The sequence below is a fragment of the Streptomyces sp. MCA2 genome, assembly GCF_023544705.1.
Taxonomy (GTDB): Bacteria; Actinomycetota; Actinomycetes; order Streptomycetales; family Streptomycetaceae; genus Streptomyces; species Streptomyces decoyicus.
On sequence record NZ_JAMJFM010000011.1, the window covers coordinates 139,356 to 152,061 of the forward strand.

The window sequence follows — 12,706 nt, forward strand, 5'->3', positions numbered from 1 at the left end:
GGGAATTCCCTCGAACCGGTTGGCGGAAAGGGCCGTTGACACGGACGGTGAGGGCACTGAAACCTGAGGGCCGTCAGTGATCAGGTTCCGTGAACAGCGGTCAGGCAGGGGCACGGCGTACGGATTCCGGCCGGGTGACCGGGGCCGGGGACAGGACGAGCGGACCGCCGGAGGCCGGACGGGCCGACGGGGGAGCGAGGCGGACATGGCAGAGGACTCCCAAGGCGGGCGCACCGCGGTCGTGATCGGCGGCGGGCTGGCCGGGATGCTGGCCGTCACCGCCCTGACAGGACATGTCGACGCGATCACGGTCGTCGAGCGCGACCGCTATCCGGACGGGCACGCCTTCCGCAAGGGCGTCCCGCAGGCCCGCCATCTGCACATCCTCCTCAGCGGCGGACAACGCGCCCTGGAGGAGCTGCTGCCCGGCACGGTCGCGGCCCTCGGCGAGGCGGGTGCCCGCAGCCTGTATCTGCCGCGCGATCTGCTCACCCGCTCCGCCACCGGCTGGCAGCGCCGCTTCGACGAGCGCCGGCACCGCACCCTGAGCGTCACCCGTCCGGTGCTGGACACGGTCGTACGGGAGCAGGTGCTGCGGGCCGCCGCCTCCTCGGCCACCCGGGTGGAGGTCCTGGAGGCGACCGAGGCCATCGGGCTGACCGGGGACGCCGGCCGGGTGACCGGAGTACGGGTGCGGTCACGGGACGGTGAGCCGGGCGGGCGGTCCGAGCGGGAGCTGCCGGCCACGCTCGTCGTGGACGCCTCGGGCCGCGGCTCCCGCACCCCGCAGTGGTACGCCGCGCTGGGCCGGACCGCGCCGCAGGAGGAGACCGTGGACGCGGGGCTGGCCTACGCGACCCGGATGTACCGCCCGAAGGACCCGGCCACCGCGCCCGACGCGGGTGTCAATGTCCCCGGCTGGCCGGAGTGCCCGCGCGGCGCCGCGTACGTACCGGTCGAGGACGGCAAGTGGCAGCTGACGGTGTCCGGTGTGCGGGGGCATCACCCACCGACGGACGCGGCGGAGTTCACCGCCTTCACCGCCACCATCGGCGACCCGTACGTCCATGAACTGCTCGCCCGGGCCGAGCCGCTCTCGCCGGTGCACGGCTTCCGCGACACCTGCAACCGCCGCCGGCACTACGAACGCCCCGGTGCCCTCCCCGAGGGATTCCTCGTCCTGGGGGACGCCGGCTGCACCTTCAACCCCGTGTACGGGCAGGGCATGTCGGTCGCCGCACTCGGCGCACTGGCAGTCCGCACCACGCTCACCGACGGCGGCGGTCTGCGCCCCGGGATCACCGCGGAGGCACAGCGGGCGGTGGCCCGCGCCGTGGAGCCCGCCTGGCTCGCCGCGGTCGGCTCGGACCGCCCGTACGCGAGCCCCGACGACGCCAAGGCGGGCCTGGGGGAGCGGCTGAGTACGTGGTACATCGACCGGCTCTTCGCCCGTGCCGCCATCGACCCCGTCGTCGGCGCGGCCTTCCGGGACGTCTTCTGCCTCACTGCGCCGCCCGCCCGTCTCGTCGCTCCGCAGATCTTCCTGCGCACGGTCTTCCTGCCCCGCCGCCCCGGCCTGCCCAGCCCGCCCGCGGTCATCGAAGGGGTGTGAGCGGGCCCGCCCGGAAACCGGCTGCGCCGAGCCCGGTGGCGGCCGCCACCCGTCCGCAGGCCGCGGGACCTGCCGCCCGTCCGCAGGCCGTCCCGCCGGTGCTCGCCGCCCGCGGGGGACACCCCCGCGACGACGCTCCAACGGACGCGTCCGAGTCGCCGGGCCGGAAGGCGTCTGCGACAGCTCCGGGCAAGGTCACACCCCCGCTCCGGAATGTCATGGCCGGTCGCGCCGTTTGTCTCTGCGGGTGATGGTGTGGAGTGTCCGGGTGTCGTGGTGCGGAAACCGTACGGCGGCGCCGTGTGACGCGGCGTACCGGAACCCGCCGCTCATGCGGCCCGTTCACTTCGCGACTGCCCCGACCATGGAGGTGCCGTGACCGGTTCCAGACCCCGTCGCACTCGACTTTCCGCGTTGCGCCCCGCAGCTTTCGGCGCCGAGCCCACCGGAGAGCGGCTGGCCAGGATGCGCAGGTCGCCACAGTTCGTGGACGGCCAGTTCCGCAATCCCGTGGAGACCAGGCAGCTGCTCCACGGCTCCACGCTGCCGATGGTGCGTACCCAGCTGAGTCGGGAGGGGCGGCGGCGCCGGGCGCCGGTCGGGCCGATTCCGGTGTACCGCCCGACCGCCGCGGAGGGGACGGAGCCGCCCGCCTCCGGGCTGCGGCTCACCTGGATGGGGCATTCGAGCGTGCTGGCCGAGCTGGACGGGCAGCGGGTGCTCTTCGACCCGGTCTGGGGCGAGCGCTGTTCGCCGTTGGCCTGGGCCGGACCCAAGCGGCTGCACCCCGTGCCCATCGCGCTGGACGAGCTGGAGCCGGTCGATGTCGTGGTCATCTCGCACGACCACTACGACCACCTCGACATGCCGACGATCCAGGGCCTGACCGGCACCGGCGCGGCCTTCGTGGTACCGCTCGGTGTCGGCGCCAACCTGGAGTTCTGGGGCGTGCCCGCGGAGCGGATCACCGAGCTCGACTGGCACGAGTCCACCCGCGTCGGCGGGCTGACCCTCACGGCCACCCCCGCCCAGCACTTCTGCGGCCGCGGCCTGCGCGGCCCGCAGCACACCCTGTGGGCCTCCTGGGTGGTGGCGGGACCCGAGCACCGGATCTTCCACAGCGGCGACACCGGCTACTTCTCCGGCTTCGCGGAGATCGGCGCGGAACACGGCCCGTTCGACGCGACGATGATCCAGATCGGCGCGTACAGCGACTTCTGGCCGGACATCCACATGGACCCTGAACAGGGGGTCCAGTCCCACCTCGACCTCCAGGGCCGGGAGCCCGGCGGCGTGATGATCCCGATCCACTGGGGCACGTTCAACCTCGCACCGCACCCGTGGGCGGAGCCTGCCGAGTGGACCCTGACCGCCGCCCAGAAGGCCGGGGTCACCAGCGCCCACCCCCGTCCCGGGGAGCCGTTCGAGCCCGCCGACCCCCCGGCCGTCTATCCGTGGTGGAGGGCGATCGCCGTGCCCCCCGTCCATGGCTGGCCCGCCTGGCCGCCGGCGGTTTCCCCCAGCGACGTGGACCTCGTCGCGGACCGCTGAGGCGGCAGGGGACGGAGAGGCGACAGGGGACCGGCAGGCGACACGCGCCGGCGCGTGGCTCAGGGCGAACGGGCAGCCTCGCGCGGGCGTCAGCTGAAGGCGCGGCGGTAGCTGTGCGGGCTGACTCCGGTGGTCTTCTTGAAACGGTCACGGAAGGCGGTCGGTGAGCCGAAGCCGACCTGGGCACCGATGCGTTCGACGGTGTGGTGGGTGGACTCCAGAAGGTGTTGGGCCTGACGGATACGGGCGCGGTGCAGCCACTGGAGGGGCGTGGTGCCGGTCTGTTCGCGGAAGCGGCGGATCAGCGTCCGGGTGCTGGTTCCGGCGTGGGCGGCGATGTCGGCAAGGGTGAGGTCGGTGCCGAGGTTGTCCTGGAGCCAGCCGAGGAGGGGTTCGAGGGTGCTGCCCTGAGGGGTGGGCGCGTAGTCGTGGACGATGAACTGCGCCTGTCCGCCCTCGCGTTCCAGGGGCATGACGGACAGCCGGGCCGCGTCGGCGGCGACGGCCGAGCCGTAATCCTTGCGGATCATGTGCAGGCACAGGTCCAGGCCGGCGGCGGCGCCGGCCGAGGTGAGGATCTGGCCGTTGTCGACGTACAGGACATCCGGGTCGACCTCGATGTCCGGGTAGGTGGTCGCGAGCAGGCCGGCCACGATCCAGTGGGTGGTGGCGCGCATGCCGTCCAGGAGTCCGGTGGCGGCCAGCGGGAAAGTGCCCGAGCAGATGGACGCGAGGCGCGTGCCGTCCTGGGCGGCGGCCCGTAGCGCGTCACGGACCGCGGGGGCGAGCGGGGCGGTGGGGACGGCGGTACCGGGCACGATGATCGTGTCCGCGCCCTGGAGCCCCTCCAGCCCCCAGGGCGCGCGCAGCGAGAAGGCGCCCGCGTCGGTCTCCGGCCGCTCGGCGCACACGCGGATCTGATAGCCGGGGCGGCCGTCCGGGAGGCGGGTGCGGGTGAAGACCTCGATCGGGGTGGAGAGGTCGAACGGGATCACCTGGTCCAGGGCGAGGACGGCGATGGTGTGCATGACCGGAAGATACCTCTCCGCCGGATGACAGTCACGGCGTCCTGCACCGGAGAAGCCACTATCCCACCAGGTCAGATGGCCTCATGCCGGGCTTGGCAGTTTCCCGTTGGAAGGTGTCACTAATGCCTCTGGGGGGCACGGCGGCAGCCGATTAGCGTCGGGAGCGAACCCGGCGCGGACCGGGCCGCCCGGACCCCGAGGACCCTTCCCATGCATGCCCAGATCGTCCTGTTCGACGGCTTCGACCCCCTCGACGTCATCGCGCCCTACGAAGTGCTCCACGCCGGCGGCACGGCCTCCGGCGGCCTGGTGAGCGTGGAGCTCGTGTCCGCCGAAGGGCCGCGCGAGGTGGCCAGTGGCATCGGGGCCCTGGTGCTGCGCGCCACGGCCGCCCTCGACCCCGCACGAGCGGGCCTGATCCTGGTCCCCGGTGCCGCAGGCCGCACCGGCGCACCGGGCGAGGCCCCCGACCACGACGCGGGCGCCGGGCAGCGGCAGCAGGACGCATCCATCCCGGTGCTGCTCGGCCGCACGCTGACCACCGAGCTGCCCGTACTGCTGAAGGCGGCGATGGACGACCCCGAGGTGATCGTCGGCGCGGTGTGCGGCGGTTCGCTCGTCCTCGCCATGGCCGGCCTGCTGAAGGGCCGCTACGCCACCACCCACCACCTGGGCCTGGACATGCTCGACGCCACCGGCGTCCACGCGGTGCGGGCGCGCGTGGTCGACGACGGTGACCTCGTCACCGGTGCCGGCGTCACCTCCGGGCTCGACCTGGCCCTCCATCTCCTGGAGCGCGAGGTGGGCCCGCAGATCGCCCACGCCGTCGAGGAACTGTTCGCCCACGAGCGCCGCGGCACCGTCTGGCGCCACCAGGGGCCGGCCCCCGCCGCCCTCTGATCACCGTCCGCACCCTCTCCCCGCACACCTGACCCCACCCCACTCCACCGAAGGACAACTGCATGCCCATCGAAGGCACTTGGGGCCTGCCCGCCTCCGAGGTCACCGGCCGGCGCCGCGCCGCCCCGTCGGCAACGGAGCGTCGACCGTGACGAAATTCCTGCTCTCCCTGCACGTCCTGGCCGCCGTCCTGGCCATCGGCCCGGTCACCGTCGCCGCGAGCATGTTTCCCCGGGCCCTGCGCCGCGCCCACAGCGACCCCGGCGACCACGACGCCCTCACGGCACTGCGGATGCTGCACCGCATCTGCCGGGTCTACGCAGCCATCGGTATCGCCGTACCCGTCTTCGGATTCGCCACGGCGAGCAGCCTCGGCGTCCTCGGCAGCCCATGGCTGATCGCCTCGATCGTCCTGACCGCCGCGGCCGCCGGGCTCCTTGCCCTCCGGATCCTCCCCGCCCAGGACACGGCCCTGACCGCCGCACCATCCGGCAACTCCGGCTCCGGACCCCGGACTTCCGCCCGCCTGGCCATGCTCACCGGCCTCTTCAACCTGCTGTGGGCCACGGTCACGGTCCTGATGATCGTCCGCCCCGGCTCCACCACAGGAGCATGACCGTGCCCCTCCGCCCCTTGCGTATCGCCGCACACACCGAACTCGTCTCGCTCCTCCTCATGCTGGCCAACCTCGCCACCGCCCACCTCAAACCCCTCTCCTCCCTGTTGGGCCCCGCCCACGGCTGCGCCTACCTGTGCGTCGTCCTCGCCACCTGGCGCCTCGCGCACGCCACGACCGCCACCAAGGCCACCGCGGTCGTTCCCGGCATCGGCGGTCTCCTGGCGCTGCGCAGGCTCAGCCGCGCCACGGCGCGCTCGACCCACGGCTGAGCACCTTCACGGGAACGCGAGCCGTGGTGGTGCGCCGTTGTGACGCCGCGCTCGCGCAGGGGGCGGCCGAGCGGGCCCCGGCGCGCGTCTGCCCGCGAGCGCCGCCCGCGAGCTCCGGAAGAGGCTCTTCGGGCTGCCGCAATCGGCCTCAACTCGCTTTCGCTGAACGCGAGTTCGGATTCTGTCGCACTGATGTGCGTGCAGCGCCCACTCAAGGAGGTGGCGAGGGGTAGCGAAACCCCGAAGTGGGCCCGAACCCCACCCGTGCAACAACTAGCGTGCGTGCTCCGCGAACTGCCAACGGCCGATCCGGAGGGCGCCGATGCCTACCGCATTCCCCCAGGGGACTCAGACGTCCCAGGAGGCTCAGAGATCCCCAGGGCCCCAGGGTTCCCCGGGGGTAGCCCCCGTACCCGCCGCCGCCCGGCGGCGGGAGCGTGAGGGCGGACGACATGGCCGGGCCTCGTTCCCCGAGTCGGCCGCCGACTCGGCGATACGGTCCCGTCTGGTCAGGCTCGCCGCCATCCCCTGCCTCCTCGTCGCCGTGATCTGTACGGCCGTCGCCGCCTTCGTCGTCCAGGCGGGCGGCGCCCGGCTCACCGGCCGCGAGTGGGTGGTGCTGTGCGGCGGGCTCGCCCTGGTCTGCGTCATCGTGCTCACCGCGGGCGCCGCCGCCAACTCCGAGGCCCGCGCCGCCGTCGCCCGGTACGCCCGGCTGCGCCAGGTCTGTGCCCGCAGCCAGTCCGACCTGTACGACCTGCTCGACCGCGTACGGCAGGGCGAATGGATCCAGCGCCGCGAGCCCGAACAGGGCCTCGTGCCCAGCGGCGACACCCTCGACCTGCTCGCCCACGAGGTGGCCGCCGCCGGCCGGGCCGCCGAGTCCGCCGTCATCGACGCGGTCGCCATCGCCCGCAGCAACGCCAGCGGCAGCGAGCAGAAGGTCGAGGTCTTCGTGAACCTCGCCCGTCGTCTCCAGTCCCTGGTGCACCGTGAGATCGAGCTGCTGGATGAGCTGGAGAACCAGGTCGAGGACCCCGACCTGCTCAAGGGCCTCTTCCACGTCGACCACCTGGCCACCCGGATCCGCCGGCACGCCGAGAACCTCGCCGTCCTCGGCGGCGCCATCTCGCGCCGTCAGTGGAGCCGTCCGGTGTCCATGACCGAGGTGCTGCGCTCCTCGATCGCCGAGGTCGAGCAGTACCCGAGGATCAAGCTGGTGCCGCCGATCGAGGGCACCCTGCGCGGCCACGCCGTCGCCGACGTGATCCATCTGCTCGCCGAACTCGTCGAGAACGCCTCGATCTACTCGGCCCCGCAGACCCCGGTCCTGCTGCGCGCCCAGCTCGTCACCGCCGGTCTCGCGGTCGAGGTCGAGGACCGCGGCCTGGGCATGTCGGCGGACGAGCAGTCGCGGATGAACGCCCTGCTGGCCGACCCCGAACATGTAGATGTGGCCGAGCTGTTGAGCGACGGCCGGATCGGACTGTTCGTGGTCTCCTCGCTCGCCCGGCGGCATGGCATCGTTGTCCGGCTTCAGAGCAATATCTACGGCGGCGTGCAGGCCGTGCTGATCGTGCCGCAGGAGCTGCTCGGCGAGGAATCGGCCGGCGGGGAGTCGGGCGGGGCGGATGCGTCGCGCGCCGGATCGCCGGACACCGACCCGGTACGCGAGCACGACGGGGGATACGACGGCGGCTTCGTCGACCGCCCCACTGACGGCCCTGAGCGGCACGGCCACCGTGAGCGCCATGACCGCCACGACCTCGGCCCCACCCCCACCCCCACCCCCGGCCGTCGGACCGTGGCCATTCCCAGCCCCGGTCCCGCCCCTGACCACCTGCTCGACATGGCGTCGCACGGCTACGGCGAGCGTACGGCCCCGGTCCCGGCTCAGGCCCAGCCCCCCGTTTCCGCGGACCCCGATCCTGACGCCGGCGCCGCTCGTCGCCGGCTGGTCCGCGCCTCGGGCGCCTACACCCCTGAAGTCCACATGGCCGACGCGCAGTTGCCCGAGTCGCACACCCCCGACGCCGTCCCTGCCGGGGCCGTCCCCGCTGACGCCGTCCCCGCCGAACGCCCGGCCGACCCCGGCCCGGTCGTACTGCCGCCCCCGCCGCCGGCCGTGGACAACGGCGCCCGCCCGCGGCTGCCCCGGCGGCGCAAGCAGACGCATCTCGTCCCCGAGCTGCGCGGCGAGCCGATCCTGCCGTCCGCGACACGCCGTACGGGCCCGGAACCCGAGCACGACCCCGGCCTGATGGCCGCCTTCCGGCGTGGCTTCAGCCTCGCCGACGACACCTACGCCGGCGACACCGCCGGAGGCAACGGCACCACTCCGGCCCAGGGCTTCGACACCAGCAGCCCGGCCGGCAGCGACCTGCTCTACGACCGTGACCACGATGCCACGATGGCCAGCCCCCGAGGAGACGACCGCAACCATGGTGAGTGATGTGCGTGCGCAGGCACATGCGCAGCTTCAGGGAGGCCAGCACACCGATCTGTCCTGGCTGCTGACCGGGCTCGTACAGCGGGTGCCGCACGCCCGCAGCGCGCTGCTGCTGTCCTCGGACGGCCTGGTCAAGGCCGCCCACGGCTTCGACCCGGACAGCGCCGACCACATGGCCGCGCTGTCCTCCGGCCTCTACTCCCTCGCCCGCAGCGCCGGTGTGCGCTTCGGGGAGGGCGACGACGTCCTCCAGGTCGTCGTCGAGCTGGAGTCCACCTTCCTGTTCGTCTCGACCGCCGGATCGGGCGCGTGTCTGGCCGTGCTCGCCGGCCGCGAAGCCGATGTGGCGGTGCTGGGCTACGAGATGTCGATGCTGGTCAAGAGCGTCCGGCCGTATCTGTCCACCCCCGCACGCCAGCAGGCGCCCGCGGGCGGTCGTTGACCATGACCGTGCGTCGCCGGCGGCGGCAAGGCGGGGAACCGTGGTACGACGACGCGGCGGGCCGGCTGGTCCGCCCGTACACCGTCAGCAACGGCCGGACCCGTCCGACGGCGCACTTCGATCTGCTGACGATGGTGATGGCCACCGGCCGGCGGCCCGTTTCCTGCCAGGGTCCCGACTACGCCCAGGTGCTGGGACTGTGCTGCGGGCCGGTCTCCGTCGCCGAGATCGCCGCCCACATACGGCTGCCCGCCGTGGTCACCAAAGTGCTCCTCGCCGACCTCGTGGACTGCGGGGCGCTCACCGCGCGGGCCCCCGCAGCCGTTTCGGCAGGGCCCGCGTCCCGTACCGACCGAGCCCTGCTGGAGGCGGTGCTGAATGGACTTCGCAAACGACTGTGACCCCCACACCCAGGGGGATTCCTCGACCGACCTGTTCCCCACCGCGCTCAAGATCCTGGTCGCGGGGGGATTCGGGGTCGGCAAGACGACCTTTGTCGGAGCGGTGAGCGAGATCGAGCCGCTGAGTACGGAAGAGCTCCTCACCCAGATCAGCGTCGGCACGGACGATCTGGCGGGTATCGAGGACAAGGACACCACCACCGTCGCCATGGACTTCGGCCGGATCACGCTCAGCCCGGCGCACATCCTCTATCTCTTCGGGACGCCGGGGCAGCAGCGCTTCTGGTTCATGTGGGACGAGCTGTCCAACGGCGCGCTCGGCGCGGTGATCCTGGCCGACACCCGGCGTCTGGACCAGTGCTTCGCCGCCGTCGACTTCTTCGAGCGGCGCGGCATCCAATTCATCGTCGCCGTCAACGAGTTCGACGGCTCCTACCACTACGACCCGGACGAGGTCCGCACCGCCATGGACATCTCCCCGGACGTTCCCGTCGTCCTCTGCGACGCCCGCCGGTGCAGCTCGGCCACCCATGTCCTGGTAGCGCTCGTCCAGCATCTGCTCACCCCCGCCCTCGCCGCGACCCCGGAGCTGCCGTGAACCACCCCGCCTCCCGTGCCCCGTACATCTCCTACGACCCGACGCGCCATCTGCTGCTCACCCCGCAGGACGACGAGGCCCCGGCGCGCGTCGCCCGGCTGCGCGCCCTGGGCATCGGCGAGTCCCCGCTGCCCGCGTTCGACGAGTTCGCGCGCAAGCTCGCCCGGACCACCCGGGCGCCGTACTCGATGGTCAACTTCATCGACGAGCGACGGCAGTACTTCGCCGGTCTCTACACACCCGCCCAGGACCAGGCCGTCGAGCTGGGACCGGCGCCCGCCAGCGCCCAGCCGGGCCGGGTGATGGACCGCGACCACGGCTACTGCCCGCATGTCATCGTCCGCCGCAAGGCCCTGGTGCTGGAGGACGTCTGCGACTATCCGCGGTTCGCCGGCAACCCGGTCGTCGACGAGATCGGTATCCGCTCCTACCTCGGGGCGCCGTTGATCGACCGTACGGGGATGGCGCTGGGCACCGTCTGCGTCGTGGATCTCGAACCGCGCCCGTGGGGGCGGGAGGGGCTGGAGACCATCAAGTCGATGGCCGCCGAACTCGTCGAGCAGATCCACCGCATGGAGAAGCAGCAGAGCGACGTCTGACGCGGCCGCGGTCGGGAACGCCGCCGACAGGGGGCGACGCTCGGACCTGACCCTGACTCGGGCCCTGACTCTCGGGACCGGGCCCGGCCCGGACCTGAAATGATCGGTTCATGCGTGCCGCCCGGCTCCTCTCCCTCGTCCTTCTGCTCCAGAACCGGGGCAGGCTGACGGCCGGTGAGCTCGCCGCGGAGCTGGGCGTCTCGGTCCGGACCGTCTACCGGGACATCGACTCGCTGAGCGGCGCGGGCATCCCGGTCTACGGGGAGGCCGGGCATGGCGGCGGGTACCAGCTGCTCGGCGGCTACCGGACCCGGCTCACCGGACTGCACGCCGACCGTCGCCGACAGCAGCATCCCCGCCTGGGTCCCCATCTCGTAACGGGCGTTGAAGCGCCGCGGCCGGTCCGCCGGGACCCGTTCCTTGATCAGCGCGGAACCGGCCGGGAAGAACAGGGCACTGACGACGGTCGGCCCCAGATCGGCGCTGTAGATCCCGGGCCCCGGGGCACCACCGCAGGCCAGCCACAGCGGCAGCCCGAGGGCCAGCGCCGCTCTGGTGACATCGCAGCCGGTCCACAGGGTCCGCCGGTCGAAGCGGTCGGCCGGCCGTCCGGGCCGTTCTGGCGGACTTCCGGCCCCCGTTGTCGTACAGCTATGGCTGCGGCCCACCCTGATGGCCGGGCCGCAGCATCCGCTCCGGGCCGGTGGCCGTGGCCACCGGCCCGGAGTCTGCCGCTCATCGCGGCCGGGCGAACCATGAGGGCCGGCGCACCGGGCCGGTGCGCTGGCCCGGCACCGTGGCAGTGGCGTCCGGGCCCCGCCCGGTGGTGGTGGCCGGGGCGTCAGGGCCCCGCCCGGTGATGGCCGGGGTGTCCGCGGGGGCGTCGCTCTCCTCGGGCCACTCCGAGGGCTCCAGCCGCAGCAGATCCGCGAGCCGGCTGGACCACTCGCCGCGGGTCTGCCCGAGCGCCAGCTCACCCAGGCGCAGCAGCTGGATGTCGGAGGTGCCGGCCGGCGCGAAGATGTGGTGGGCGTCGCGCAGGAAGCGCTCCACCGGCCGGTCGGTGAACAGCCCGCACGCGGCATGGATGTCCATCGCGTCGCGCGCCGACTCCAGCGCCGACTCCACATTGACCAGTTTGGCGTTCATCAGCTCCGCGTCGCACGGCAGCCCCTGGTCCAGCAGATGCACCGCGTGATACGCGGACAGCCGGGCCAGCAGCAGCCGTGACTGGATGCGGCCGAGCTTGAGCTTGATGTTGCTCAGGTCCGCCAGTGGCTTGCCGTAGCGCTGCCGCTCGGCGCAGAACGCCGTCGTCTCGTCCAGCACCGCCTGATGGATGCCCAGCGATACGGCGGTCAGATTCGGCCGCCCGTACAGCACGCTGGAGGAGTACGCGACCGACAGCCCGTCGCCCTCCCGGCCCAGCAGATTCGCCGCCGGGACCCGGCAGTTGTCGAAGAACAGCTCACCGAAGCTGAAGCCGTGCAGCCCCATCGTGGGCTGCTGCGGGCCGACCCGGAAGCCGGGGGTGTCGGACTCGACGAGAAACGCGGACAGGCCCTTGGAGCCCTCGCCGGTGCGGACCACCACGCCGTGCAGATCGCCGACATGGCTGTTGCCGACATAGGTCTTCCGGCCGTTGAGGAGGTAGTCGTCGCCGTCGCGGACCGCGGTGGAGGCCATGCCCAGCACATGGCCGCCGGACTGCGGTTCGGTGACCGCGATGGTCGGCAGGCAGTCGCCGGAGGCTATGGCGGGCAGCCAGGTCTTCTTCTGCTCCTCGCTGCCGAAGTGCACGATCTTCGCCACGCCCAGCTGCGAGGCCTGCACCATGGCGCCCATCGCGGCGCTGACCCGTGAGAGCTCCTCGATGATCAGGGTCTTGGCGACATGGCCGGCGCCCATCCCGCCGTACGCGCGGTGCACGGTCGCGCCTATCCACCCCTGCCGGGCGATCAGGCGCGACAGGTCATGGCAAACGGAACGGTTCGCCTCCATCTCCGCCACCCGGGGGCGGACCTCGCTTTCGGCGAAGTCCCGCACCCGGTGCCGGAGTGCCTCATGCCGTTGGTCCGTGAAGTAGCGATGCAAGACGAGCCCCTCCTTCGCGATCTTCCCCGCGTTGGTCGCACCTCGCCTCGGGACGGCACCGGCGGTGCCGTCCGCAGCGAACGTTCCGGAAAGTGATCTTTCGCTTACCCCGTGCAATACTCCGTTGGCATACCTACTGCGGGG

12 protein-coding genes and 1 pseudogene are annotated in these 12,706 nt (G+C 72.5%); 11 read left to right on the forward strand and 2 right to left on the reverse strand.

Features of this window, described 5'->3' with window-relative positions:
• Nucleotides 1–205 precede the first annotated feature (205 nt).
• Together M8I34_RS11895 and M8I34_RS11900 are read left to right on the forward strand one after the other, a co-directional pair.
• Nucleotides 206–1,612 (forward strand): NAD(P)/FAD-dependent oxidoreductase, encoded by a 1,407-nt coding sequence (locus tag M8I34_RS11895; RefSeq protein ID WP_250049381.1) that lies wholly within the window; start codon nucleotides 206–208, stop codon nucleotides 1,610–1,612.
• A 375-nt stretch (nucleotides 1,613–1,987) separates the two neighbouring features.
• On the forward strand, nucleotides 1,988–3,163 hold the full coding sequence (locus M8I34_RS11900; protein ID WP_250049382.1) for an MBL fold metallo-hydrolase: 1,176 nt from the start codon (nucleotides 1,988–1,990) through the stop codon (nucleotides 3,161–3,163).
• A gap of 89 nt (nucleotides 3,164–3,252) precedes the next feature.
• Here the strand turns inward: M8I34_RS11900 and M8I34_RS11905 are convergent, their stop codons facing one another.
• Nucleotides 3,253–4,191, reverse strand: coding sequence for a GlxA family transcriptional regulator (locus tag M8I34_RS11905; protein ID WP_250049383.1), 939 nt, complete (start codon nucleotides 4,189–4,191; stop codon nucleotides 3,253–3,255).
• Nucleotides 4,192–4,401: 210 nt separating this feature from the next.
• Here M8I34_RS11905 and M8I34_RS11910 point away from each other — a divergent pair, with 210 nt between their 5' ends.
• The 9 genes and pseudogenes from M8I34_RS11910 to M8I34_RS11950 all read left to right on the forward strand — a co-directional run.
• Nucleotides 4,402–5,091, forward strand: a complete 690-nt coding sequence (locus M8I34_RS11910; RefSeq protein ID WP_250049384.1) for a DJ-1/PfpI family protein — start codon at nucleotides 4,402–4,404, stop codon at nucleotides 5,089–5,091.
• Between the two features lie 148 nt (nucleotides 5,092–5,239).
• On the forward strand, nucleotides 5,240–5,707 hold the full coding sequence (locus tag M8I34_RS11915; protein ID WP_250049385.1) for a DUF2269 family protein: 468 nt from the start codon (nucleotides 5,240–5,242) through the stop codon (nucleotides 5,705–5,707).
• Nucleotides 5,704–5,979, forward strand: a complete 276-nt coding sequence (locus M8I34_RS11920; protein ID WP_250049386.1) for a DUF3817 domain-containing protein — start codon at nucleotides 5,704–5,706, stop codon at nucleotides 5,977–5,979. The genes M8I34_RS11915 and M8I34_RS11920 overlap by 4 nt, the downstream gene beginning before the upstream one ends.
• Before the next feature lie 544 nt (nucleotides 5,980–6,523).
• Nucleotides 6,524–8,431: an ATP-binding protein gene (locus tag M8I34_RS11925; RefSeq protein ID WP_250049387.1), complete on the forward strand. Its 1,908-nt coding sequence runs from the start codon at nucleotides 6,524–6,526 to the stop codon at nucleotides 8,429–8,431.
• The gene (locus M8I34_RS11930; RefSeq protein ID WP_244417767.1) at nucleotides 8,421–8,870 is read left to right on the forward strand and encodes a roadblock/LC7 domain-containing protein; all 450 of its coding nucleotides are present in this window, start codon (nucleotides 8,421–8,423) and stop codon (nucleotides 8,868–8,870) included. The genes M8I34_RS11925 and M8I34_RS11930 overlap by 11 nt, the downstream gene beginning before the upstream one ends.
• Before the next feature lie 2 nt (nucleotides 8,871–8,872).
• Nucleotides 8,873–9,271, forward strand: coding sequence for a DUF742 domain-containing protein (locus M8I34_RS11935; RefSeq protein WP_030078883.1), 399 nt, complete (start codon nucleotides 8,873–8,875; stop codon nucleotides 9,269–9,271).
• Nucleotides 9,249–9,869, forward strand: a complete 621-nt coding sequence (locus M8I34_RS11940; protein WP_250049388.1) for an ATP/GTP-binding protein — start codon at nucleotides 9,249–9,251, stop codon at nucleotides 9,867–9,869. The genes M8I34_RS11935 and M8I34_RS11940 overlap by 23 nt, the downstream gene beginning before the upstream one ends.
• Before the next feature lie 26 nt (nucleotides 9,870–9,895).
• The gene (locus M8I34_RS11945) at nucleotides 9,896–10,468 is read left to right on the forward strand and encodes a GAF domain-containing protein (protein ID WP_030993294.1); all 573 of its coding nucleotides are present in this window, start codon (nucleotides 9,896–9,898) and stop codon (nucleotides 10,466–10,468) included.
• A 110-nt stretch (nucleotides 10,469–10,578) separates the two neighbouring features.
• A pseudogene (locus tag M8I34_RS11950) lies at nucleotides 10,579–10,803 on the forward strand (HTH domain-containing protein); the annotation flags it as partial.
• 400 nt (nucleotides 10,804–11,203) lie between these two features.
• Here M8I34_RS11950 and M8I34_RS11955 read toward each other — a convergent pair.
• A complete protein-coding gene (locus M8I34_RS11955) occupies nucleotides 11,204–12,562 on the reverse strand; it encodes an acyl-CoA dehydrogenase family protein (protein ID WP_250049389.1) in 1,359 nt (452 codons plus the stop codon).
• Nucleotides 12,563–12,706 lie beyond the last annotated feature (144 nt).